The 24,062-nt window shown below is 71.8% G+C and carries 23 protein-coding genes and 1 pseudogene; 16 read left to right on the top strand and 8 right to left on the bottom strand.

The genetic code is table 11. The annotated features are described in order from the left end of the window. Positions 1-41 precede the first annotated feature (41 nt). The gene (locus ACWD10_RS26820) at positions 42-1,907 is read right to left on the bottom strand and encodes a dihydroxyacetone kinase family protein (RefSeq protein WP_451095317.1); all 1,866 of its coding nucleotides are present in this window, start codon (positions 1,905-1,907) and stop codon (positions 42-44) included. Positions 1,908-2,131: 224 nt separating this feature from the next. Here ACWD10_RS26820 and ACWD10_RS26815 point away from each other — a divergent pair, with 224 nt between their 5' ends. Both ACWD10_RS26815 and ACWD10_RS26810 read left to right on the top strand, forming a co-directional pair. After that, positions 2,132-3,499: an MFS transporter gene (locus ACWD10_RS26815; RefSeq protein ID WP_451095315.1), complete on the top strand. Its 1,368-nt coding sequence runs from the start codon at positions 2,132-2,134 to the stop codon at positions 3,497-3,499. A gap of 89 nt (positions 3,500-3,588) precedes the next feature. Continuing rightward, positions 3,589-4,821 carry an FAD-dependent monooxygenase gene (locus ACWD10_RS26810; protein ID WP_451095313.1) on the top strand — a complete coding sequence of 411 codons (1,233 nt, stop codon included), beginning with the start codon at positions 3,589-3,591 and terminating at the stop codon, positions 4,819-4,821. Positions 4,822-4,839: 18 nt separating this feature from the next. Here the strand turns inward: ACWD10_RS26810 and mgtE are convergent, their stop codons facing one another. Further along, positions 4,840-6,231, bottom strand: coding sequence for a magnesium transporter (gene mgtE / locus ACWD10_RS26805; RefSeq protein WP_451095311.1), 1,392 nt, complete (start codon positions 6,229-6,231; stop codon positions 4,840-4,842). A gap of 366 nt (positions 6,232-6,597) precedes the next feature. On the opposite strand from mgtE, the gene ACWD10_RS26800 reads away from it, so the two are divergent. The 3 genes and pseudogenes from ACWD10_RS26800 to ACWD10_RS26790 all read left to right on the top strand — a co-directional run bounded on the left by ACWD10_RS26800 (position 6,598) and on the right by ACWD10_RS26790 (position 8,386). Then, the gene (locus tag ACWD10_RS26800) at positions 6,598-7,611 is read left to right on the top strand and encodes an aminotransferase class I/II-fold pyridoxal phosphate-dependent enzyme (RefSeq protein ID WP_451095309.1); all 1,014 of its coding nucleotides are present in this window, start codon (positions 6,598-6,600) and stop codon (positions 7,609-7,611) included. A 19-nt stretch (positions 7,612-7,630) separates the two neighbouring features. Further along, a pseudogene (locus ACWD10_RS26795) lies at positions 7,631-7,978 on the top strand (pyridoxal phosphate-dependent aminotransferase); the annotation flags it as partial. Positions 7,979-8,167: 189 nt separating this feature from the next. Further along, on the top strand, positions 8,168-8,386 hold the full coding sequence (locus ACWD10_RS26790; protein ID WP_451095307.1) for a hypothetical protein: 219 nt from the start codon (positions 8,168-8,170) through the stop codon (positions 8,384-8,386). Between the two features lie 82 nt (positions 8,387-8,468). Here the strand turns inward: ACWD10_RS26790 and ACWD10_RS26785 are convergent, their stop codons facing one another. From ACWD10_RS26785 to ACWD10_RS26770, 4 genes are all read right to left on the bottom strand, one after another. Further along, positions 8,469-8,780: a 4'-phosphopantetheinyl transferase family protein gene (locus ACWD10_RS26785; RefSeq protein WP_451095305.1), complete on the bottom strand. Its 312-nt coding sequence runs from the start codon at positions 8,778-8,780 to the stop codon at positions 8,469-8,471. Beyond that, positions 8,777-9,160, bottom strand: a complete 384-nt coding sequence (locus ACWD10_RS26780; protein ID WP_451095303.1) for a hypothetical protein — start codon at positions 9,158-9,160, stop codon at positions 8,777-8,779. Before ACWD10_RS26780 ends, ACWD10_RS26785 begins: the two co-directional genes overlap by 4 nt. A 148-nt stretch (positions 9,161-9,308) precedes the next feature. Continuing rightward, positions 9,309-10,004, bottom strand: coding sequence for an isochorismatase family protein (locus tag ACWD10_RS26775; protein WP_451095301.1), 696 nt, complete (start codon positions 10,002-10,004; stop codon positions 9,309-9,311). 92 nt (positions 10,005-10,096) lie between these two features. Further along, positions 10,097-10,942: a 2,3-dihydro-2,3-dihydroxybenzoate dehydrogenase gene (locus ACWD10_RS26770; protein ID WP_451095299.1), complete on the bottom strand. Its 846-nt coding sequence runs from the start codon at positions 10,940-10,942 to the stop codon at positions 10,097-10,099. Positions 10,943-11,175: 233 nt separating this feature from the next. Here ACWD10_RS26770 and ACWD10_RS26765 point away from each other — a divergent pair, with 233 nt between their 5' ends. After that, entirely contained in the window at positions 11,176-11,613 is a 438-nt protein-coding gene (locus tag ACWD10_RS26765; RefSeq protein ID WP_451095297.1) for a VOC family protein, read from the top strand. On the opposite strand, the gene ACWD10_RS26760 is transcribed toward ACWD10_RS26765, so the two are convergent. Beyond that, a complete protein-coding gene (locus ACWD10_RS26760) occupies positions 11,597-12,295 on the bottom strand; it encodes a DUF6597 domain-containing transcriptional factor (RefSeq protein ID WP_451095295.1) in 699 nt (232 codons plus the stop codon). The two genes, ACWD10_RS26765 and ACWD10_RS26760, sit on opposite strands and share 17 nt — an antisense overlap. Positions 12,296-12,415: 120 nt before the next feature. Continuing rightward, a complete protein-coding gene (locus tag ACWD10_RS26755) occupies positions 12,416-13,591 on the bottom strand; it encodes a YihY/virulence factor BrkB family protein (RefSeq protein WP_451095293.1) in 1,176 nt (391 codons plus the stop codon). A gap of 17 nt (positions 13,592-13,608) precedes the next feature. Here ACWD10_RS26755 and ACWD10_RS26750 point away from each other — a divergent pair, with 17 nt between their 5' ends. The 10 genes from ACWD10_RS26750 to ACWD10_RS26705 all read left to right on the top strand — a co-directional run bounded on the left by ACWD10_RS26750 (position 13,609) and on the right by ACWD10_RS26705 (position 23,781). Beyond that, positions 13,609-15,258 (top strand): acyl-CoA dehydrogenase family protein, encoded by a 1,650-nt coding sequence (locus tag ACWD10_RS26750; protein WP_451095291.1) that lies wholly within the window; start codon positions 13,609-13,611, stop codon positions 15,256-15,258. 256 nt (positions 15,259-15,514) lie between these two features. Beyond that, a complete protein-coding gene (locus tag ACWD10_RS26745; RefSeq protein ID WP_451095289.1) occupies positions 15,515-16,831 on the top strand; it encodes a GAF domain-containing protein in 1,317 nt (438 codons plus the stop codon). A gap of 407 nt (positions 16,832-17,238) precedes the next feature. Further along, complete coding sequence (locus tag ACWD10_RS26740; RefSeq protein ID WP_451095287.1) at positions 17,239-17,823, top strand: GNAT family N-acetyltransferase; 585 nt, start codon at positions 17,239-17,241, stop codon at positions 17,821-17,823. A 185-nt stretch (positions 17,824-18,008) separates the two neighbouring features. Next, a complete protein-coding gene (locus tag ACWD10_RS26735; protein ID WP_309471194.1) occupies positions 18,009-18,092 on the top strand; it encodes a putative leader peptide in 84 nt (27 codons plus the stop codon). Between the two features lie 135 nt (positions 18,093-18,227). After that, on the top strand, positions 18,228-19,925 hold the full coding sequence (locus ACWD10_RS26730; protein WP_451095285.1) for a nitrite/sulfite reductase: 1,698 nt from the start codon (positions 18,228-18,230) through the stop codon (positions 19,923-19,925). Further along, complete coding sequence (locus ACWD10_RS26725; protein WP_451095283.1) at positions 19,922-20,152, top strand: hypothetical protein; 231 nt, start codon at positions 19,922-19,924, stop codon at positions 20,150-20,152. The genes ACWD10_RS26730 and ACWD10_RS26725 overlap by 4 nt, the downstream gene beginning before the upstream one ends. Then, a complete protein-coding gene (locus ACWD10_RS26720) occupies positions 20,149-20,868 on the top strand; it encodes a phosphoadenylyl-sulfate reductase (RefSeq protein WP_451095281.1) in 720 nt (239 codons plus the stop codon). Before ACWD10_RS26725 ends, ACWD10_RS26720 begins: the two co-directional genes overlap by 4 nt. Next, positions 20,865-21,467 carry an adenylyl-sulfate kinase gene (cysC, locus tag ACWD10_RS26715; RefSeq protein WP_451095279.1) on the top strand — a complete coding sequence of 201 codons (603 nt, stop codon included), beginning with the start codon at positions 20,865-20,867 and terminating at the stop codon, positions 21,465-21,467. Before ACWD10_RS26720 ends, cysC begins: the two co-directional genes overlap by 4 nt. Further along, entirely contained in the window at positions 21,464-22,402 is a 939-nt protein-coding gene (cysD, locus tag ACWD10_RS26710) for a sulfate adenylyltransferase subunit CysD (RefSeq protein WP_451095277.1), read from the top strand. The genes cysC and cysD overlap by 4 nt, the downstream gene beginning before the upstream one ends. A 2-nt stretch (positions 22,403-22,404) precedes the next feature. Beyond that, positions 22,405-23,781, top strand: a complete 1,377-nt coding sequence (locus ACWD10_RS26705) for a sulfate adenylyltransferase subunit 1 (protein ID WP_451095275.1) — start codon at positions 22,405-22,407, stop codon at positions 23,779-23,781. The last annotated feature ends 281 nt before the right edge of the window (positions 23,782-24,062 follow it).

Genomic DNA, 24,062 nt, shown 5'->3' with positions numbered 1-24,062 from the left:
AGGGCGGGGCGTCGGGCGTTCGGGCGGGGCGGGGTGACGGGTCAGGCGTGGGCGGCGGAGGCCGTGCGGCCGGTGCGGACCGTGCGGGCGGCGAGGGTTTCGCCGATCGCGCCGAGGATGAGGGCCATGGAGGTGGCTCCGGCGTCCGCGTGGCCGTGGCCGAGGTCGCCCATGCGGGCCGCGCGGCCCCGGGTCGGCTTCAGTCCGGCGGTCGCGGCGGCGGCCTGCGCGGCCACGGACGCGGCGGCCGTCCATGCCTCGGCGAGGCCCGCGCCCGCCAAGGCTCGGGTGCGTAGCTCCTTACGGAAGGGGTCGAGCGCGTCCAGCATGGTCTTCTCGCCGACCTGGGCGCCGCCGAGTTCCGAGACGGCTGCCAGGGCACGGTCGGCGGCGTCGGCGTAGAGCGTGGCCGACACCTCGGTGTGGCCGTCGCGGGCCGCGTCGGTGAGGCTCGCCCCGGCCTCGGTGAGCACCGCCCCGTACAGGGCGCCCGAGGCGCCGCCGGACGCGTCGGCCAGGGCGAGCCCCGCGCGCATCAGCGTGCTGCCGACCGCCTGCGGGCTGCCGGGCGCCGCCACCCCGGGCTCGTGTGCTCGGGCCGCGCGGACCGCGGAGCGCAGCCCCCGCACGATGCCGATGCCGTGGTCACCGTCTCCGGCGACGGCGTCGAGGCGACCGAGTTCGGCCTCGTTCGCGGCGACCAGGTCGAGGGCCGCCTGCAGCGCGGCAGTCGTCGGCGACGCTGCCAGGTCGGGCTCCTGCGCGGCGTGGTCCGGTGCGTACGCGGAGGCGGTCCGGCGCGGCGGTACGTCCGTGGTCGGGCGGTCCAGGGACCCGGCCGACGGGCGGTACGCGGGGGTGTCGCAGGACGCGTCGTACAGCTCGGCGAGTTCGTCGTCGAGGGCCATCAGGGACAGGGACATCCCCGCCATGTCGAAGGAGGTGACGAACTCGCCGACCTCGGGCCGGTACGGCGTGAGCCCGGCCTCGACGAGGAGCCGGTGTACATGCCCGTACACGGTGAACAGTTCCTCGCCCTTGGTGCGGCCCAGGCCGTTGAGCAGTACGGCGACCCGTCCGTCACCGGAGGTCGGCACCTCGGGCAGCAGGTTCTCGACCAGCGCGGCGGCGAGTTCCTCGGGCGACAGACGCTTGGTGGTGCGCAGCCCGGGCTCGCCGTGGATGCCCATGCCGAGCTCCATGGTGCCCTCGTTCACGGTGAACAGCGGGGCCTCGGCGCCGGGCAGCGTGCAGCCGGCGAAGGCCGCGCCGAAGGTGCGGGTCATCGCGTTGGCGCGGCGGGCGAGCCGGGTCACGGTGTCGAGGTCGTCGCCGCGTTCGGCGGCGGCGCCCGCGACCTTGAAGACGAAGAAGTCCCCGGCCACGCCCCGGCGGTCCCGGGACGGGTCGATGCGGACGCCGTCGGTGCCGTCGTCGGTGCCGTCGTCAACCGGTGGCGGCCCGCTGGACACGTCGTCGGTGACCAGGACGGTGCGTGTGGCGATGCCCTCGGCGGCGAGGCGCTTGGCGGCCAGGCCGAAGTGCATCACGTCGCCCGCGTAGTTGCCGTAGCTGAGCAGCACTCCGGCGCCGCCGTCCGCGGCCTTGGCGGTGCGGTAGACCTGCTCGGCGCTGGGGCTGGCGAAGACGTCACCGATCGCGGCGCCGTCGGCGAGCCCCGGGCCCACCAGACCGGCGAAGGCCGGGTAGTGGCCCGAGCCGCCGCCTATGACGACGGCCACCTTGCCGGGCCGCGGGGCCTGCCGGGCGACGATGCCGTAGGCGTCCGGCACCCGGCGGACCGTACCGCCGCAGGCGAGGACGAGGCCGTCGAGCCAGGCCTCACGCCACGTGATCGAGTCGGCCCCTTCGTCGAAGCCGCGGCCGCGGTCGCGCACATCGGTCATGATCACACTCCTGGAACATCTCACATGTTGGAAGTAACACCCTGACTGATCCAGTCGGGCCTGCCTAGGGGTCGCGCGGCGGTCGCGCTGTGATTCGAATCTGTTTTATCTCATGTCTTGAGTGTGAACTTAACATCACGCATGATGCTTCGGAAATACCCCCGTGGCACCCATCCCACGAATCCCCGTCACGCATCGTTCACCCGCTCCCCTCGGAGGCAGCGATGACCCGCACCACCCTGGCGACCGAATCGCCACAGCAGTCCCTCTTGGACCGCATAGGCATCCCGAAGGCCCTGGCCTTCGGCTACGCAGGACTGCTTCTCTTCATGATCGGCGACGGCGTCGAATCCGGCTTCATCGCGCCGTACATGGCCCACCACGGCGCCGGAACCGAGATCCGCGCCTCCTACGTGATCACCGTCTACGGCGTCGCCGTCATGCTCGCCTCCTGGCTGTCGGGTGCCCTCTCGCAGCTATGGGGTCCGCGCCGGGTGATGCAACTCGGCTTCGGCATCTGGTTCGTCTTCCACGTCCTGTACCTCGTGTTCGCCCTGGCCCCCGGCAACTACCCGCTGATGCTGGTCTTCTACGGGCTGCGCGGCTTCGGCTACCCGCTCTTCGCGTACGGCTTCCTGGTGTGGATCACCGCGACGGCCAAGCCGGCCCGCATGGGCACGGCCGTCGGCTGGTTCTACGTCGCCTTCACCGGCGGCCTTCCGACCCTCGGCTCGCTCGTCGCGAGCGCCTCCATCCCGGCCTTCGGCGCCTTCGCCACGCTGTGGGTCGCGCTCGGCATCATCTCCATGGGCGCGGCCCTGTGCCTGCTCGGCGTCCGTGAGCGCACCGGCTTCTCCCGGATGGCACCGCAGGGCGAGAAGCCCGTGCAGTCCCTGCTGTCCAGCCTCACCATCGCCTGGCGCAACCCCAAGATCGGCATCGGCTGTGTCGTACGGATCATCAACACCGCGCCACAGTTCGGCTTCCTGGTCTTCCTGCCCACGTTCTTCGGCGTGCGGCTCGGCTTCGGCGAGGGCGGCTGGCTGCTGCTCCTCGCGGTCATCTACGGCACCAACGTGCTGTTCAACCTGGTCTTCGGGGTGGTCGGGGACCACATCGGCTGGCGTCGGACGATCGCCCTGTTCGGCGGCGTCGGCTGTGCGATCACCACGCTGCTCCTGTACTTCGTGCCGCTCGCCGTCGGCGGTGTCTACTGGGTGGCCATCGTGGTCGGCATGCTCTACGGCATCACGCTGGCCGGGTTCGTCTCGATCTCCGCGCTCATCCCGTCCCTCGCCCCGGACAACAAGGGCGGCGCGATGGCGCTCCTCAACCTCGGCGCGGGCGGCGCCACCTTCGTCGGCCCCGCGATCTGCAGCCTGCTCCTGGGCCCGCTCGGGCCCGGCGCCGTGGTCATCGTCTTCGCCGGTCTGTACGTCCTGGCGGCCGTCCTGACCCTGTTCCTCAAGCACGAGCCGGGCACGTCGGCCGATGCGTCGGCGGACACGGTCGTGCCTCAGGCCCGGAGGGAGCCCGAGGAGCCTGAGGAGCCTGAGGAGCCCGCCACCGCGGCCCCTGCACCGTCCGCCTGACACGGCGCGGCAGCCCTCCGCCCTGGCCCGGGACACCTAACCTGCTCAGTCAACGGACCGTTGACGGAGTCGAGAGGGGACCGAGCCACGTGAAGATCGCTTGTGTCGGCGGAGGGCCTGCCTCGCTCTACCTCTCCATCCTGCTCAAACTCCACGACCCCGCCCATGAGGTCTCCGTCTTCGAACGGAGCCGGGCGGGGTCGACCTATGGCTGGGGCGTGACGTTCTGGCCGGACACGCTCGCGCTGCTCGACGCGTACGACGCCGTATCGGCACGCGACATCCGTACGCACGCGGTGCGTTGGCAGGGCGGCCGGGCCTTCGTCCGCGACGAGGTGGTCCAGCGTGACGGCGACGCCGGGTACGCCATCGGTCGGCACCGCATGCTGGACATCCTGGCGGAGCGGGCCCAATCCCTCGGCGTACGCACGGAGTTCGGGACGGAGATCACCGACCGGAGCGACCGGAGCCGGGTCGCGGACGCCGACCTCGTCGTAGCGGCCGACGGCGTACACAGCACGCTCCGCTCCCAGCACGCCACGTACTTCGGAACCCGGGTCCAGAATGGAACCAACCGCTTTCTGTGGCTCGGCACGACGAAGGTCTTCACCACGTTCAGCTTCGCCTTCGCCGACACCCCGCACGGCTGGATCTGGTGCTACGCCTACGGGTTCAGCGAGGACCGGAGCACCTGTGTCGTCGAGTGCGCGGAGACGACCTGGCGCGGTCTGGAACTGGACACGATGCCGCGGGATGACTGCCTGCGCCTCCTGGAGAAGTACTTCGCGCGCCTCCTCGACGGTCATTGCCTCATCGCACGCGAGGACCGGACCGGCAGCGGACACCAGTGGCAGACCTTCCGTACGGTCACGAACTCCGCCTGGTCGCACGGCAACCTCGTGCTGCTCGGCGATGCCGCCCACACCACCCACTATTCGATCGGCGCGGGCACCGCACTGGCCCTGCGCGACGCCGTGACCCTGGCCGAGGAACTACGCACGGCCCCGGCCGGAGCACTCACCCCGGCACTGGCGCGCTATGAACAACGGCGCAGGCAGGCCCTGTTGCCGGTGCAGAGCGCCGCCCGGCTCAGTGCGCGGTGGTACGAAGAACTGCCGCGCTACCTGCGGCTTCCCCCGGAGCGCATGTTCGCCCTGCTCGGCCAGCGGCACTCCCCGCTCCTGCCGTATCTGCCGCCGACCCTGTACTACGGGATCGATCACCTGGCCGACCGCCTGCACGGCGCCCGCCGCCTCAAGCGCTGGCTGGGCCCGCGCCTCGGCGGCGCGCTGCAACGCCGCCGGGCGATCACCCGTCGTTAGAACCCGGCTTCCCGTGTCTCAGACGCCGAGTACGGCCTTCGCCGCGAGGAAGTAGATGATCAGGCCCGTGGCGTCGACCAGGGTCGTGACCATCGGGGCCGAGACCACCGCCGGGTCGATCTTCAGACGCTTGGCGAGCAGCGGCATCGTGCCGCCGATGGTCGCCGCCCAGCCACAGATCAGGACGAGCGTGATGCCGACGACGACGGCGATGAGCCCGCCGACGAAGAACGCGCCGACGGCCATGCCGAGCACCGCGAGCAGCCCGCCGAGCACCAGACCCACGCGGCACTCCCGCCAGATCACCTTGAACAGGTCGGAGCCGCGCACCTCGCCGACCGCGAGGGCGCGGACGCAGGCGGTGGCGGCCTGGGCGCCCGCGTTGCCGCCCGCACCGATCAGCATCGGGATGAACACGGCGAGCTGGGCGACCTCCTCCAGGGTGCCCTCGAACAACTGCGTGACCGAGACCGTGAACGTGGCGGCGACCAGGAGCAGGCTCAGCCACAGGGCGCGGTAGCGGGCGAGCTGCCAGACCGACGCGGCCATGTAGTGCCCGGCCCAGGGCGCGGCGCCCGCCTGCCGGGCCACGTCCTCGGTGTCGGCGGCCTCGATGACCTCGACCGCGTCGTCGATGGTGAGCAGGCCGACGAGGCGCCGCTCGCTGTCCACGACGGGCAGGTTGAGGTCGTTGGTCTCGCGCATCAGGCGGGCGGCCTGCTCGGCGGAGTCGGTGGCGTACGCGTACGCGGGCTCGGTGACGACGAGGTCGGACACCTGCGTCTCGGGCTCGTTGAGGACGAGTTCGCGCAGTTCGACGATGCCGGTGAGGCGGCGGCCGTGGTCGACGACGGGCAGCGTGTAGACCGTCTCGGCCTCGCCGCCCTCCGCGAGTACGACGCCCAGGGCCTGCCCGACGGTGAGGTCCCGGCCGAGCGCGACCACCTCGGGGGTCATATAGCGGCCGACGGAGCCCTCCGGGTAGCCGAGCAGGGCCGCGGTCATCCGGCGCTCGTGGGTGCTGAGCCCGGCGAGGACCTTCTTGGCGACCTTGGCGGGGGCCTCGCGCAGCATCCGGGCCCGGTCGTCCGGGTCCATGGCCTCGACCAGCTCCAGGAAGGAGTGATCGCGCAGGCCCTGGAGGATCTGCTGCTGGTCGACCGGCTCGAGCTCCTCGAAGACGGTCAGCGCCCGGTCCTTGTCGAGCAGCCGGAACGCCACGCCCGCGTCCACCGCGTCCATCCGCGCCAGCTCGTCGGCGATGACGTGCGGCGGGTGGGTCTCCAGCCACTCCAGGGCGGCGTGCAGCTCCTGCCCCGCGACGAGGTCCCGCAGCGGGCGGGTGCCCTCGGGGTCGGGGCGCGGCTCTTCGGTCACGTCGGTCAGGGGGTGGTGCGAGCTCTGCGGCATGACAAGTCCTGGGAGAACTACGGGAGTTCAGGGTCGGGGCCGGGGTCGGTCGGGGCGCACCCGTGCGGCCTCGCACACCACGCGTCGCCGGTCGACCGGGGGTCAGGCCGCCCGGGGCCGGTCCGGCAAAGGTGCGCTGCCGCACGGTGTTCGACTGGGAGGTTCGCCGCGCATCACGGCACCACCTCCGTTCCCACCTGTGTCCGCCCGCGAGGGCCGACTCTCGCTGCATACCTGCCGGTGAAGCCTACAACGAACACACGAACAGGGCAGACCGGGCAGCCCTCGCCCGCCCTAGGGAGGACCGCGGCCCGGTGCGCAAAAACGTACAAGCGCACGGCACACACCCCGGGAATACTCGCCCCCATGACGCTTCCCGCCGCAAGCACCCCGGAGCTCAGCGACCCCGAACCCGAACCCAACCCCCTCACCCTGCTCACCCTCGACCAGCTGCGCAGCCGTACGAGCATGAAATGGCGCACCTACCCCGAGGACGTCCTGCCGCTGTGGGTGGCCGAGATGGACGTGCCGCTGGCCGGGCCGGTGGCGCGGGCGCTCACCGACGCCGTGGCGCTCGGCGACACCGGGTATCCGGCCGGGCCGGGCTACGCGCGGGCCCTGGACGCGTTCGCGCGCGAGCGGTGGGCCTTGGCCGACGTCGGGGACGGCACCGAGCCCGGGCGTACCGCGATCGTGCCGGACGTGATGCTCGGCATCGTCGAGGTGCTCAGGCTGGTCACCGGGCCCGGCGACACGGTGGTGGTCAACCCGCCGGTGTACCCGCCGTTCTACGCCTTCGTGGGGCACATGGACCGGCACGTGGCCGAGGCCCCCCTTGACGCGCGCGGGCGGCTCGATCCGGACGCGCTCGACACGGCGTTCCGGCAGGCCGTGGCGGGCGGGCGGCGCGCCGCGTATCTGCTGTGCAACCCGCACAACCCGACCGGCACGGTGCACACCCGGGCCGAGCTCGCCGAGGTGGCACGCCTGGCCGAGGCGCACGGGGTGCGGGTCGTCTCCGACGAGATCCACGGTCCCCTTGTACTGCCCGGCGCCGAGTTCGTGCCGTATCTGTCGGTGCCGGGCGCGGAGCGCGGCCTGGCGCTGCACTCCGCGTCCAAGGCGTGGAACCTCGCCGGGCTCAAGGCGGCCCTCGCGGTCGCCGGGCCCGGGGCGGTCGAGGACCTGGCGCGGATGCCGGAGGAGGTCAGCCACGGCCCGAGGTCCTGTCGTCGGACTCCCGTCGTCGCCCGGAGGGCGGCCGGGCGGCGTCAGGTGCGTGCTCTCGGCGTGCCGGGTGCACGTCCTCGTACTGGACGTACGTGGGCTTGTGCCCGGTGCGGCGAGAGTGCGTGCATGGCGTCGCCCGGCAGACGGTAGTTCGACGACAGGGCCTCGCCACCTCGGCGTGATCGCGCACTGCGCGGCCCTGCGCGAGGGCGGCGCCTGGCTGGACGCGCTGCTCACCGGGATCGCCGCGAACCACCGGCTGCTCGCCGAGCTCCTCGCGCGCGAGCTGCCCCAGGTCCGTCACCGCCCGGCGCAGGGCACGTACTTGGCATGGCTGGACTGCCGCGACCTCGGCCTCGGCGACGATCCGGCGGCGGCCTTCCTGGAGCGCGGCCGGGTCGCGCTGAACAGCGGCCTCCCCTTCGGGACGGGCGGCCGCGGGCACGTGCGGATGAACCTGGGGACGTCTCCGGGGGTGATCGAGGAGGCGGTACGGAGGATGGCTTCGGCTGTGTGAGCGGTGGGATGGCGCAGTGGCGCGGTGGCGCGGTGGCGCGGTGGCGCGACCATGCGGCTGTACGGGTGGATGGCCGCCGCGCACGGGCAAGTAGGGCTGCCCTTACGGCTAGGGCCTGTCGTTTGGATCAGGCTCGTGAAGTGACCGCGCAGGCATGCGCCCGTAAAGCCGGTGCCGCAGGCTGGAGACATGAGCGAGTATGCAGGTCCGCCCGTCGTGGTCTCACCCGTCACCCCCGGCGATCCGCCGTACCGCGTCGTCCAGATCCGCGGCGCGATTGCAGGTCTCGCACACGACCTGCTCGACGTTATCCGGCTGGCGCACCATGCGGGATTGAAGCATGTGGATCTCGACGACCCGAAGGTCGTGAGATGGGTCGGCGGTGGCAAGTACAAGTGGGCTCCCTAGCCTGTCGTTTGGATCATGCCGGGGGCGCGGGGCTGGCCGCTGACCGGATCCGGCCTGATCCAAACGACAGGCCCTAGGCGGCTCAGTCGGCGGAGTCCGCCGAGTCCTCGGAGCCCTCGGCGTCCTCGGCGTCCTCGATGTATGCCCGTACCGCGCACGCCGCCGCGTACCCCCCGGACAGGGCGAGGTCGGTGAGGGTCCAGCCGGGGACCGGGTGTGGCGTGGCGGAGGTGCCGACCAGGACGGTGGGCAGGGTGCCGTGGCCCAGGCCCGACCCGGTGGCCTTGAGCAGGGCCTCCTTCCGGGTCCAGCAGCGGGCGAAGGCCGCCGGGCGTTCCGCCGCGGGCAGGGCGGAGAGTTCCGCGCGTTCCGCCGGGTGCAGGGTCTCGGTCACGTCCGCGACGACCTCCTGGGCCGGGGGCGGTTCGACGTCCACGCCCACCGGCCGGTCGGCGAACGCGAGCACCGCGAGGCCGTCGGCGCGGGAGAGCGAGAAATGCAGCGGCGCGCGGGGCGGCCGTTGGGTGCGCCGCAGTGCGGGCAGGGTTCCCGTACGAAGGTCAACTCCGCCGGGTCACGGTCCAGTTGGGCCCCGAGGAGGCGGCGCAGGGCCGCGTGCGCGGCGACGTAGGTGTGGCGTTCGGCGGGGCGGCGCAGGGCCATGGCGCGGCGCCGTTCCGCCGGGCCGAGCAGGTCGAGGTCGTGCTCCGCCGACGGCTCGCCCCGCACCAGACGCCACTGCGGCCACCCGGCCGCCCCGTCGAGCGGCGTCACGCGCGCGGTTCCCTACGGATCACGGAATCTTGCTGACCCACGCCCCACGCCGGACGGGCTGAAACAAACGGGACGGTCATCCGTCGATCTCCTTGAGGCGCCTTGTCGTGGTTCAACAGGGTGCCATGGACGTGCGGGCGCCCAGCGTTCAGGCCCCCTGGGTGGCCGAGGTGGCCGAGGTGGTCGGGGTGGTCCGGGTGGTCCGGGTGGTGGCGTAGGGCAGGAAGGTCGTGTCGGTGGTCGTGACGACGGCGCATTGGCCGGCCGCCCAGCGCAGCGCCATCTCGTGGTCGGCGCGGGAGAAGTCGGCGACCGCGTCGGCGACGAGGAACGCCTGGATGTCCCGCATCCACGCGTCGCAGGCGGTCATCAGGACGCCGATATGGGCGTACACGCCAACGACGACGAGCTGGTCACGGCGCTGCGCCGCCATCCGCTCGGCCAGGTCGGTGCGTGCGAACGCGCTGTACTTCCACTTGGTGAGGACGGTGTCGCCGTCCCGGGGCGCGACCGGCGCGGCGATCGCCTTCGCGACCTCGTCGTCCGGCAGACCGGGCCCCCAGAAGTCCTGCTGAAGGCCGCGCTCGGCCGGGGACTGCCCGCCGGGCTGCGCGGAGTAGACGACGGGAACGCCGAGGCCGCGAGCCGCGTCGGCCAACTTCCCCACATGTGCGAGGAGTTCGGTGACGGGGGAAGCATCCCGCACGAACGCCCGCAGGAAGTAGTGCTGCAGATCATGCACGAGCAGCACGGCGCGGGACGGGTCAACGGTCCAGTCGACACGGTTCGCGGGCAGCTCGGCCGCGGTGGGCATGGGATAGGGGTCGATCGCGGGCAGCGCCATGGTCTTCGAGACCTTTCATGTGCGGGCGATGGCGGTGGTCGTCCGATGCTGCCAGTCCCGAACGGCACGGCGCCGACGCAGGGGACGCCGGATCAGGCGCGCAGCGTCGCGCCGCCGTCGACGTAGAGGTCATGCATCGTGATGTGCCGGGCCCGGTCGGAGACGAGGAAGGCGACGGCCTCGGCGATGTCGGAGGGGTCGGCGATCCGGCCCAGGGGGATGCCTACGCGATACGTCTCCGGGTCGCCGTCGACGACCCGCTGCGCGGACGCCTTCGCGCCGTCTCCGTCAGGGTCGCTCCACAACTGCCGCTGCATCGCCGTGTCGGTCGAGCCGGGCGACACGACGTTGCAGCGCACCTGGTTGCGAGCCAGCTCAAGGCCGAGGCACTTGGTGAACATGGTGGCGGCGGCCTTGGACGCGGCGTACGCGGCCATCGACGTGCGCGGCACCCCCGCGGCGTTGGACCCGACGGTCACGATGCTGCCCGCGCGGCGCTCACTCATCCGGCGGGCGACGGCGCGCGAGGTGTGGAAGACGCCGGTGGTGTTGACGGCGAAGGTCTCGGCCCAGTCGGTGTCGGTGAGTTCGACGACCGGCGCGGGGCGCAGCACCCCGGCGACGTTGACGAGGATGCCCAGCGGCCCGACGGACCGTTCGGCCTCGTCGACCAGGCTTTCCACCGCATGCCCGTCAGTGACGTCGAGCGGGCGCGCGACGACCCGCCCCTGGCCGTACGCCGCTTCGAGGTTCTTGATGCCGTCGGCGGCGCGGTCGACGGCCACGACCCGCGCGCCGCGCTCGACGAGCGTCCGGGTCACGGCCGCGCCGATGCCCTGCCCGGCGCCGGTCACCAGGGCGGTGCGCCCGGCGAGTTCACCGTCCGTCGCTGGTCCGTCCGTCGCGGGTCCGTCCGTCGCGGGAGCTGGGGCAGCCATGGCGTGTGTCTCCGAAGGTTCTGAGTCCCGTGCCGGGTGCGGCACTTCACTTGTACGTGTGTCAACGGGCGGTACGCCCGAGGGGCACCGTCGTGCGGGCATGCGGGGGCATCGACCCGCCAGAAGCCTCTGGCGAGAATTAGGTTAGGTTAACCTAAGTTCGATCAGCAAGTGGGGCCTGGCCGTCCGATTTCTTCAAGACGGCTGTCGGAAACCCGCCCTACGGTCCCCGTATGACCGCACAGGCACCAGCACCCCACTTCCAGTTCATCGGCCTCGTCGTCTCCGACATGGCCGCATCCCTCGCGTTCTACCGGCGACTCGGCCTGGAGTTCCCCGAGGGCGCCGAGCATGAGCCGCACGTCGAGGCCGAGTTGCCCGGCGGACTGCTCTTCGTCCTCGACACCGAGGACACCGTCCGGTCCTTCCACCCCGACTGGCAGCCTCCGACCGGCGGCGGCCGGGCCGGGCTCGCCTTCAAGTGCGCCGACCCGGCCGCGGTGGACCGGACGTACGAGGAGCTGGCGACCGCCGGGTACGCGAGCGAGCTGAAGCCGTTCGACGCCTTCTGGGGCCAGCGGTACGCCACCGTCAAGGACCCCGACGGCCAGCACGTCGACCTGTTCGCCCCGCTGCCCGGCGATACGGCAAGCCCTATGGCCGCAGACTGACCAGCTCCGTCAGCCGCAACCCCGTCAACTCCCGCACATCCCGCGCCAGATGGGCCTGATCCGCAAAACCCGCGCGGGCCGCCGTCCCGGCGAACGGCACCCCCGCCCGGGCCAGGGCCAACGCGCGCTGCAGCCGGAGCACCCTGGCCAGGGTCTTCGGCCCGTAGCCGAACGCGGCCAGGGAGTGCCGGTGCAGCCAACGGGCCGTCACACCAAGGGCGTCGGCGGTCTCGCCCACCCCGCGCCCCCGCCGCAGCGCGGCCGCGGCCGCGCGGAGCACCGGGTCGGGTGGCCCCGCGACGTCCGCGGCGCACTCCAGGGCCACGGCCTCAAGGCCGGTCGCAGGTCCGGGCACGGCGGCCACCCGCGCGGTGAGCCTGCGCACCCGAGCGGCGGGCCACAACTCGGCCAAGGGCACGCGCCGGTCGCGTAGTTCGTGCGCCGGTACGCCGAGGAGCGCGGGCGCCGTGCCGGGGGCGAAGCGGATCCCGGCGATCCGGTGTCCGGCCGTGCCGTGCGGGCGGTACGCCCGGGTGTCCGGCCCGGCGACAAGGAGTCGGCCCTCGCTCCAGAGCAGGTCCATGCAGCCGTCGGGCAGCACGGGGTAGGGGGCGTGCCCGGCCTCGCCGCGCGCCGTCCACACCACGGCACCCTCGTACCGGGAAGCCCTCTCGGCGTACATACCGGCGAGGCTACGCCGCCCGCGCCACCCCGCGAGGCCCGCGCAGCCACCGAAGCGGCCGACGCTCCCGGACCGTCACGGCCACCCGCTCAACCCTCACGGCCACGTCACGGCCACCGCTCACTCGTCCTCCGGCGGCCGCGGCGCCTCCCCGTTCCGTCGCGGATGCGTGCGCAGGCGGCCCGTCACGTCGTCCGGGGGCAGGAACTGGGCCCAGCGCTCCGGGAATTCGGAGGGCATGTCCGGGTTTTCCGGGTCGTCCAGGGCCTCTCGGGCCGCCTTGGCCTTCTCGACGAGTTCGGCGAACCGGGCCTCCCGGGCCCGCTCGTTGGCGGCGCGCGCCGCGGCGGTCGTGACGGACGGCCAGACCCGGTCGACGGCCGCGTTCACGGCGGCGCCCACCAGGACCGCGAAGGCCGCGACCCCGATCCACAGCAGTACCGCGACCGGGGCGGCCAGCGAGCCGTAGATGGTGGGGCGTCCGCTCGGGCCCTCGATGGTGTTCGTCAGATAGACGCGGAGGAGCAGGCTGCCGAGTACCCACATCCCGAGGGCCACGAGCGCGCCCGGAACGTCCTCGATCCAGGGCGAACGCACCGGCACGGACACGTGGTAGAGGGTCGTCAGGAAGACGATGCCGAGCACCACCACCACCGGCCAGTACAACCACTGCACCAACACCGCCGACCAGGGCACGAGCCCCACCACCGCGTCCGGGCCCGCGATCATCAGCGGCAGCGCCACCGAGCCGATCAACAGCGCCGCGATGAACAGGAAGAAGGCGACTATCCGGGTCTTGACGATGCCGCGCACGCCGTCGAGGCCGTACATCACGGTGATCGTGTCGATGAAGACGGTCACCGCGCGCGAGCCCGACCAGAGCGCGATCACGAAGCCGATCGAGATGACGTCGGGTCGGCCGCCCTGCATCACGTCGTCGAGGATCGGCTGCGCGATCTCGGTGACGCCCTTGTCGGAGAGGACGGTGCTGGCCGCCTCCAGAATGTTGTCCCGTACCGACTCGATCGTGTCCGCACCGGTCCAGGCGTCGACGTACCCGAGGAGCCCGACCAGGCTGAGCAGCAGCGGCGGCACCGAGAGCAGCGTGAAGAAGGCCGCTTCGGCGGCGAGGCCGAGAATGCGGTACTCGACACAGGAGCCGACGGTGTCCTTCAGGAGCAGCCAGGCGGTCTTGCGCTTCGAGACATTGCGGTAGATGGCCCGGGCCCGATGGAGTCGTCCCGAGGCCGGTTCCGGTCGCGGACCCTGCTCGGGTGTTTCATTTGCCTGGTGCACCTCCTTACCGTAACGGCATGGCAGCCACCACCCACACAGTGACCAACCAGGCCCCTCCCCTGGTGGGATACGACGTCTATACGTCCGATCGCGCCCTGCGCGAGGCCGTCGAACGGCACCTCGCCCCGGACCTCCACACCACCGCCGGTACGGAGCTGACGGCGCTCGGCACGGCCGCCGGTTCGGCCGAGGTGCAGGAGTGGGGTGCCCTGGCCAACGAGAACCCGCCGAAGCTGCGCACCCACGACCGCTACGGCCACCGCATCGACGAGGTCGACTTCCATCCGGCCTGGCACCAGCTGCTCGACCGGGCCGTGTCGGCGGGCCTGACCGCCGCCTGGTCCCAGGAGGGCGGGCACGTGCGGCGGGCCGCCGGGTTCCTGGTGTGGACGCAGGCCGAGGCCGGGCACGGCTGCCCGGTGTCGATGACGCACGCCGCGGTGCCCGCGCTGCGCACCGAACCCACGCTCGCCGCCGAGTGGGAGCCGCGGCTCACCTCCCGGGTGTACGAGCCGGGGCTCAGGCCGGCCGCCGAGAAGGGCGGCGCCCTGTTCGGGATGGGCATGACGGAGAAGCAGGGCGGCAGCGACGTACGCGCCAATACGACGGCGGCGAAGCCGCTCGCCGTCGAGGGCGAGTACGAGCTGACGGGGCACAAGTGGTTCTGCTCCGCGCCCATGTCGGACGGTTTCCTCGTCCTGGCCCAGGCGCCCCCTTATGGAAAAGACAGCCTGACCTGCTTCCTGGTGCCCCGCGTGCTCGAGGACGGTACGCGGAACGTATTCGCGATCCAGCGGCTCAAGGACAAGCTGGGCAACCGGTCGAACGCGTCGAGCGAGGTCGAGTTCGACGGGACGTGGGCGCGCCGGGTCGGTGAGGAGGGGCGCGGGGTGCGCACCATCATCGAGATGGTCGCGGCGACCCGGCTCGACTGCGTGCTCGGCTCGGCGGCGCTGATGCGGCAGGCGGTGGTGCAGGCCGTGCACCACGCCTCGTACCGCTCGGCCTTCGGCGGCCTGCTCGTCGACAAGCCGCTGATGCGCAACGTCCTGGCCGATCTGCACCTGGAGTCCGAGGCCGCCACGACGCTCGCGCTGCGCCTTGCCGCCGCGTACGACGACGGCGGCGAGCAGGAGCGGGCGTTTCTGCGGCTCGCCGTGCCGGCCGCGAAGTACTGGGTGACGAAGCGGTGCCCCGCGGTCGCGGTGGAGGCCCTGGAGTGCCTGGGCGGCAACGGCTATGTCGAGGAGTCCGGCATGCCGCGGCTGCTCCGCGAGTCGCCGCTCAATTCGATCTGGGAGGGCGCGGGCAACGTACAGGCCCTCGATGTGCTGCGCGCCCTGACCCGCGAACCGGCCGCGCTCGACGCGTTTCTGCGGGAGGTCGGCCAGGCGCGCGGCGCGGACCACCGCCTGGACGGGGCGATCAAGGACCTGCTCACCGAACTCGCCGACCTGGAGGGCGTGGAGGCGCGGGCGCGGCGCCTGGTGGAGCGGCTCGCGCTGGTGCTTCAGGGTTCGTTGCTCGTACGGTTCGCGCCGCCGGAGGTCGCCGACGCGTTCTGCGCCTCGCGGCTCGGCGGAGACTGGGGGACGGCGTTCGGCACCCTGCCGCACAGCCTTGACCTGGCGTCGGTGGTGGAGCGGGCGCGGCCGGTCAGCGGCTGAATCCGGAAACGGCAACGGGGGTGGTGCTGCGCCGACACGGCACCACCCCCGCCTTCATGACCCCGTTTCGAGGAACATGAACGCCGCAGAAACGGCGTTAGGACCAGTTTCAACCAACCGCTCGGATGTTCGCGAGGGTTGCAGACCGTTGCAACGCTTCCTTCCAAACATGGCCCCTTCCAGGGGAGTTGGGGCAACGATGGAAGAACAGCGGCAGACAACGGCGTACGGACACGAGCGTTACGGGGAGGCTCCGGTGACGAACTCGAGCACCATCGATCTGGCCAGACTCGCGGCCACGGACTCGTTCCGGGCCGCCCGGCTCCTTCAGGGCGTCCGCGAGGCGGCCCTGTCGGGGCAGGCGCCGCCGGTCGAACCGCGCAGGGTGATCGAGCAGTCCTGGACGCGCATGCTGCGCAGCGGCGTCGACCCCGACCGCGACGTGCGGGCGCACCCGCTCTCCCGCGAGGAGGTCGAGGAGCGGCGCCGGGCCTCGCCGCTCGCGGAGGTGATGCCGGTGCTGCGCGAGGGCCTGGTGTCGATCGCGGACGCCGCCCAGCACATCATGGTCGTCGCCGACGCCGACGGCCGCGTCCTGTGGCGTGAGGGCCACTCCTCGGTGCTGCGCAAGGCCGACGGCCATGGCTTTGAACTGGGCGCGGACTGGCGGGAGTCGACGGTCGGCACCAACGGGATCGGGACGCCGCTCGTCACCCGCGCCCCGGTGCAGGTCTTCTCGGCCGAGCATTTCGTCCGTACCCACCACTCGTGGACCTGCGCGGGCGCGCCCGTGATCGACCCGAGGGACGGCAAGCTCCTCGGCGTCGTCGACATCAGCGGCCCGATCGACTCGATGCACCCGGCGACGCTCGCCCTGGTGCGCTCCGTGACCCGGCTCGCCGAGGCGGAGCTGCGCAACCGCCACCTCGCCCGGCTCGACCGCCTGCGCGCGCTGGCCCTGCCGCTGCTCTCCCGGATCGACGGCCGGGCGGTCGCCGTGGACGAACGCGGCTGGACGGCTGCGGTCACCGGCATGGCCCCGGCCGACCGGATCCCGCTGCCCAAGGGCCTCACGCCGGGCCCCACCTGGCTGGCCTCGCTCGGCGCGTGCACCGCGGAGCAACTCCCGGGCGGCGGCTGGCTGTTCCGCCTCGACACCGGCACACCGCCGCCGGGCACGCCCGCCCCCGGGACCCGGCTCACCCTGGACCTGACGCACCCGGGGCGCGCGACGGTCACCGTTTCGGGCTCCGCCCGGACCGGCACCTGGACCCACGACCTGACGCCCCGGCACGCCGAGTTGCTCTACCTCCTGGCGGCGCACCCGGCCGGGCGCAGCGCCGCGGAGCTGGCCGCGGACATGTTCGGCGACCCGGCCCGCACGGTCACGGTCCGCGCCGAACTCTCCCGCGTACGCCGCTATCTGGCGGGGCTCTTGGAGCATCGGCCGTACCGCTTCCGCGACGACGTCGACGTGGACGTGCTGCTCCCCGAGCACCGGGCGGACCTGCTGCCGCACTCGACGGCTCCTCCGGTGCGACGGCTGCGTGCCTCGGAGCCGTCCGGCGTGTGAGCGGGGCGGGGGCGACGGGCTCCGGGACGCGGACCGCGGCCACCGGGCCCGGCTCACGTCCGCCGGGCCACGCGGGGGCGCCGCCGCCGAGGTTCTGGGCGTCCGGGACCGGGTCGAGCGGGGCCAGGGAGGACATCACCGCCCCGAGGGTGTCCGCGGGTGCCTCGATACGGAAGCGGTGCAGCGGCTGCTCCACGCGGGTGCCCGCCTCCTCCAATGCGGCCGTCAGGACCAGCGGGGTCAGCTGCCGGGGTGAGTACAGCGAGCGGGCCGGGCGGGTGCAACCGCATTGAGGCGTCGCCACGCTACGGATGGTGAGGCCGCGTCTCGCGGTATGAGACGGCGTCCCATTCCGCGGTGCGAGCTCGCCTTGGAGGCCGTTCGTGCCCCGTGGTTCCCTGAGCCGCATGAGCATCGCTGTGACCACCTGGTCCTTGGAACAGACCTCGCCCGCCGACCTGGTCCCGGCGGCCGCCCCGGCCGGTGACGCCGTACGCATCGTGCGGTCCGAGGTGCCGTCGCCGGAGTTCAGCCGGTTCCTGTACACGGCGGTCGGCGGCGACATCCGCTGGACCGACCGGCTGACGTGGACGTACGCGCAGTGGCGGGCGGAGCTGGAGCTTCCGGGGAGCGAGACCTGGGTGGCGTACGAGCACGGCACCCCCGCCGGATATGTACAGCTGGCCGCCCAGGACGAGGGCGTCGTGGAGATCGTCTACTTCGGCCTGATCCCCGCCTTCCGCGGCCGGCACATCGGCGGGCACCTCCTCTCTTACGGTGTCGCGCGCGCCTGGGACCTCGCGGAGCGCTGGCCCGGCCTCGCGCCGACGAAGCGCGTGTGGCTGCACACCTGTAGTAAGGACGGCGAGCACGCCCTCGACAACTACCTGCGCCGTGGCTTCAAGGTCTTCGAGACGAAGACGGAGGACGAGCCGGACGTGGTGGCGCCGGGCCCGTGGCCGGGGGCGGATGTCGGCCCGTCCGGCGCTTGAGGACAAACTTGAGGGCAAATCTGAGGACAAGCTTGAGGACAAAAGGGGGCCGGGGGAGCGCCCCCGCCCCGCCCCCACGCCCCCCCCACGTGACCCACGCAACACCGTCTCGCCCAGCAAGACGATGCTGTCCGAATCGCGGACAACAGTGGACTGGGTCTAAAGTCCCGTGCCACGCTTCCGTCATGTCTCGAGCTGGAATTGCCTTGGTGAGTCGACGCCACGTCGACCTCGGCCGTATGTCCAGCGCCATCTGTCCGGCGGGCTGACAGTCTCAGCAACAACGCCGCGCACCCCCTCTTCCCCTGATCGACCGCGCACCGTCGCGCATGTACCGGACCCCGCGTACGTCGACGTGTGTGCTGGTCAATGACGCATTCCGCTGTGCAGAAGGACGTATTGCCATGGCCGCATCGCCTGACAACCCCACCCCTGCCAAGCCGCGCCGCAAGGCGGGCCGGCACCGCGGTGAGGGCCAGTGGGCCGTTGGCCACCACACCCCGCTGAACGGCAACGAGCAGTTCAAGAAGGACGACGACGGTCTCAATGTGCGGACACGCATTGAGACGATCTACTCGAAGACCGGCTTCGACTCGATCGACCCCAACGATCTGCGCGGCCGGATGCGCTGGTGGGGCCTGTACACCCAGCGCAAGCCCGGCATCGACGGCGGCAAGACCGCCATCCTCGAGCCGGAGGAGCTGGACGACAAGTACTTCATGCTCCGGGTCCGGATCGACGGCGGCCGCCTCACCACCCAGCAGCTCCGCGTCATCGGCGAGATCTCCCAGGAGTTCGCCCGCGGGACCGCCGACATCACCGACCGGCAGAACATCCAGTACCACTGGATCCGGATCGAGGACATGCCGGAGATCTGGCGCCGCCTCGAAGAGGTCGAGCTCTCCACCACCGAGGCCTGCGGCGACACCCCGCGCGTCATCCTGGGCTCCCCGGTCGCCGGGATCGCCGAGGACGAGATCATCGACGGCACCCCGGCCATCGACGAGATCCAGCGCCGGGTCATCGGCAACCCCGCCTTCTCCAACCTGCCGCGCAAGTTCAAGTCCGCGATCTCCGGCTCGCCGCTGCTCGACGTGGCGCACGAGATCAACGACGTCGCCTTCGTCGGCGTCGAGCACCCCGAGCACGGGCCCGGCTTCGACCTGTGGGTCGGCGGCGGCCTCTCCACCAACCCCAAGATCGGCCAGCGCCTGGGCGCCTGGGTCCCGCTCGACGAGGTCCCGGACGTCTACGAGGGCGTCATCTCGGTCTTCCGCGACTACGGCTACCGCCGTCTGCGCACCCGCGCCCGGCTGAAGTTCCTGCTCGCCGACTGGGGCACGGAGAAGTTCCGGCAGGTCCTCGAGGACGAGTACCTCAAGCGGCAGCTCGTCGACGGACCGGCGCCCGCACAGCCCGTGGAGCGCTGGCGCGACCACGTCGGCGTACACCGGCAGAAGGACGGCAAGTTCTACGTCGGCTTCGCGCCGCGCGTCGGCCGGGTCGACGGCGCCACGCTCACCAAGATCGCCGAGGCGGCCGAGGCGCACGGCTCGGGCCGCCTGCGTACCACCGCCGAGCAGAAGATGCTCGTACTCGACGTGGACGAGGCGCAGGTCGAGTCGCTGACCGCCGCCCTGGAGGCGCTCGATCTGACGGTCAACCCGTCGCCGTTCCGGCGCGGCACCATGGCCTGCACCGGCATCGAGTTCTGCAAGCTGGCGATCGTCGAGACCAAGGCCCGCGGAGCCTCCCTCATCGACGAACTCGAGCGCCGCATCCCCGAGTTCGACGAGCCGATCACCATCAACATCAACGGCTGCCCCAACGCCTGCGCCCGTATCCAGGTCGCCGACATCGGCCTCAAGGGCCAGCTCGTCCTCAACGACCAGGGCGAGCAGGTCGAGGGCTACCAGGTGCACCTGGGCGGCGCGCTCGGCCTGGAGGCCGGATTCGGCCGCAAGGTCCGCGGCCTGAAGGTCACCTCCGAAGAGCTGCCCGACTACGTGGAGCGGGTGCTCAAGCGGTTCCAGGAGGAGCGCGAGGACGGCGAGCGGTTCGCCACCTGGGCGGCCAGGGCCTCCGAGGAGGCGCTGTCGTGAGCGGGCGCGCGGCGCCGTTCTACTGCCCGTACTGCGGCGACGAGGACCTGCGGCCGAACGAGACGGGCCACGGCGCCTGGGAGTGCGCCGCGTGCAACCGGGCCTTCTCGCTGAAGTTCCTCGGCCTGCTCGCCCGCGGCCTGGAGCAGAACGGCCCGGCACAGACCGACCCACAGCACGCCCATGCTGCCCCTCAGGGCAACGACGGTGGAGGGGACGAGATATGACGGTGACTCAGCCAGAGCGCACGGTCGAGGAGCTCAAGGAGCTCGCCGAGCGCGCGGGGCGCGAGCTGGAGGACGCGACGCCCCTGGAGATCCTCAAGTGGGCGGCTTACACGTTCGGCGCGCGCTTCTGTGTCACCTCGTCGATGGAGGACGCGGTGGTCGCCCACCTCGCCTCGCGTGCATTCTCCGGCGACACCCCTGTTGACGTGATCTTCCTCGACACCGGCTACCACTTCCCGGAGACCATCGGCACCGCCGACGCCGTCTCCGCCGTGATGGACGTCAACCTCATCACGCTCACCCCGAAGCAGAGCGTGGCCGAGCAGGACGCCGAGTACGGGCCGAAGCTGCACGACCGCGACCCCGACCTGTGCTGCGCGCTGCGCAAGGTCAAGCCCCTCGAGGAGGGCCTCGCCTCGTACCAGGCCTGGGCCACCGGGCTGCGCCGGGACGAGTCCCCGACCCGCGCGAACACCCCGGTCGTCGGCTGGGACGAGAAGCGCCAGAAGGTCAAGATCTCCCCGATCGCCCGCTGGACCCAGGACGACGTGGACGCGTACGTCGCCGAGCACGGCGTCCTCACCAACCCGCTGCTCCAGGACGGCTATCCGTCGATCGGCTGCGCGCCCTGCACCCGCCGGGTCGCCCCGGGCGAGGACGTGCGCGCCGGGCGCTGGGCGGGGCGGAACAAGACGGAATGCGGGCTGCACGGATGACGAGTACGGCTACCCCGACGAGTGCTGAGCGCCTTCCCGCTCAGCACAGACCCCAGGAGACACAGGTGACTGGAGCCACGGTCTGGCTGACCGGACTGCCGAGCGCCGGAAAGACCACCATCGCTTACGAGTTGGCGGACCGGCTGCGCGAGCAGGGCCGCCGGGTCGAGGTGCTCGACGGCGACGAGATCCGCGAGTTCCTCTCGGCGGGCCTCGGCTTCAGCCGCGAGGACCGGCACACCAATGTGCAGCGGATCGGCTTCGTCGCCGAACTCCTCGCCTCCAACGGCGTGACCGTCCTCGTACCGGTCATCGCGCCGTACGCGGACAGCCGCGAGGCGGTCCGCAAGCGCCACCAGCGCGAGGGCACGGCCTATGTCGAGGTGCACGTGGCCACTCCGGTCGAGGTGTGCTCCGTACGCGATGTGAAGGGCCTGTACGCCAAGCAGGCCGCGGGCGAGATCTCCGGCCTGACCGGGGTCGACGACCCGTACGAGGAACCGGAATCGCCCGATCTGCGGATCGAGTCGCACGAGCAGACCGTGCAGGAGTCAGCGGCGACGCTGCACGCGCTGCTTCAGGAAAGGGGTCTGGCATGACGACCACCGCACCCTCCTCCGTGGAGGAGACCGACAGCCCGTACGCGCTGAGCCACTTGGACGCCCTGGAGTCCGAGGCGGTGCACATCTTCCGCGAGGTGGCGGGCGAGTTCGAGAACCCGGTGATCCTGTTCTCCGGGGGCAAGGACTCGATCGTCATGCTGCACCTGGCGCTCAAGGCCTTCGCCCCCGCGGCGATCCCCTTCTCGCTCCTGCACGTCGACACCGGGCACAACTTCCCCGAGGTCATCGACTACCGCGACCGCGTGGTAGCCCAGCACGGCCTGCGACTCCACGTCGCCTCCGTGCAGGAGTACATCGACGCGGGCAAGCTGCGCGAGCGCCCCGACGGGACCCGCAACCCGCTGCAGACCGTGCCGCTGACCGAGAAGATCCAGTCGGAGAAGTTCGACGCCGTCTTCGGCGGCGGACGCCGCGACGAGGAGAAGGCCCGGGCGAAGGAGCGGGTGTTCTCGCTCCGGGACGAGTTCTCGCAGTGGGACCCGCGCCGCCAGCGCCCCGAGCTGTGGAACCTCTACAACGGGCGGCACGCCCCCGGCGAGCACGTCCGCGTCTTCCCGCTCTCCAACTGGACCGAGCTGGACGTCTGGCAGTACATCGCCCGCGAGGACATCGAGCTGCCCCAGATCTACTTCGCCCACGAGCGCGAGGTGTTCCAGCGCAGCGGCATGTGGCTGACCGCCGGCGAGTGGGGCGGCCCGCGCGACGACGAGCCGGTCGAGAAGCGCATGGTGCGCTACCGGACCGTCGGCGACATGTCCTGCACCGGCGCCGTCGACTCCGACGCCGTCCGCCTGGAACAGGTGATCGCCGAGATCGCCGCATCGCGGCTCACCGAGCGCGGCGCGACCCGTGCCGACGACAAGCTCTCCGAGGCCGCCATGGAAGACCGCAAGCGCGAAGGGTACTTCTAGACATGAGCACGAACGCCGCCGGCAGCCCGGCCGGAAACCCGCCGCAACTGGCCGACCTGGGCGACCTTTCGGCCACCACCCTGCTGCGCTTCGCGACCGCCGGGTCCGTCGACGACGGCAAGTCCACCCTGGTGGGCCGCCTGCTTCACGACTCCAAGTCGGTCCTCACCGACCAGCTGGAGGCCGTCGAGCGCGCCTCGCGCAGCCGCGGCGCCGAAGGCCCCGACCTGGCGCTGCTCACCGACGGCCTTCGCGCCGAGCGCGAGCAGGGCATCACCATCGACGTCGCCTACCGGTATTTCGCCACCGCCCGGCGCCGCTTCATCCTGGCCGACACCCCGGGCCACGTGCAGTACACCCGGAACATGGTCACCGGCGCCTCCACCGCCGAGCTGACCGTGATCCTGGTCGACGCCCGCAACGGCGTCGTCGAGCAGACCCGCCGCCACGCCGCCCTCGCGGCGCTGCTGCGCGTGCCGCACGTGGTCCTCGCCGTGAACAAGATGGACCTGGTCGGCTACGAGGAGTCCGTGTTCGCGGCGATCGCCGAGGAATTCACCACGTACGCCACCGAGTTGGGCGTCCCCGAGGTCACCGCCATCCCGATCTCGGCCCTCGCCGGGGACAACGTGGTCGAGCCGTCCGCGGTCATGGACTGGTACCCGGGCCCGACGGTCCTCGAACACCTGGAGACGGTGCCGGTCAGCCACGACCTGGCCGACTGCCACGCCCGCTTCCCGGTGCAGTACGTGATCCGGCCGCAGACCGCCGAACACCCCGACTACCGGGGCTATGCGGGCCAGATCGCCGCGGGCACGTTCCGCGTCGGCGAGTCCGTCACCGTGCTGCCCTCCGGCCGCACCTCGAAGATCACCGGCATCGACCTGCTCGGCAAGCCGGTTGACGTGGCCTGGACGCCGCAGTCCGTGACGCTCCTCCTCGAGGACGACATCGACATCTCCCGCGGCGACCTCCTGGTGCCGTCCGGCGACGCACCCACGACCGGGCAGGACATCGAGGCGACGGTCTGCCACGTGGCCGACACCCCGCTCCAGGTGGGTCACCGGGTGCTGCTCAAGCACACCACCCGCACGGTCAAGGCCATCGTCAAGGAGATCCCCTCGCGGCTCACCCTGGACGACCTCTCCCAGCACCCGTCGCCCGGCGAGCTCGTCGCGAACGACATCGGCCGCGTCCGCGTCCGCACCGCCGAGCCGCTCGCCCTCGACGCGTACGCCGACTCCCGCCGCACCGGCTCCTTCCTCCTCATCGACCCCGCCGACGGCACGACCCTCGCGGCAGGCATGGCCGGCGACGCCTTCGCCGCCACAAAGCCGACGCCCGCCCAGACGCCGGACGACGACGGCTGGGACTTCTGAGGCCCCCGGGGCCGTGATCCTCATGACGACGATGACCTTTCTTGACGCGCGAGGAACGGGTGTTTCCCGTCCTTGGGCTTGGGCTTGGGTGGCGGGTGCCGCACGGGCTCGGGCGTCAGTGACGAGCACGGCTCGCCCTGACGCTCGGGCGACGGATGCGGCTCGCCCCGTGGCTGTGGCTGTGGCTGTGGCTGTGGCTGTGGCTGTGGCTGTGGCTGTGGCTGTGGCTGTGGCTGTGGCTGTGGCTGTGGCTGTGGCTGTGGCTGTGGCTGTGCGTACGT

The sequence above is a fragment of the Streptomyces sp. NPDC002851 genome (assembly GCF_053591935.1).
The sequence above is the reverse complement of the archived record's forward strand: the minus strand, read 5'-3'. Positions and strand labels throughout refer to the sequence as shown.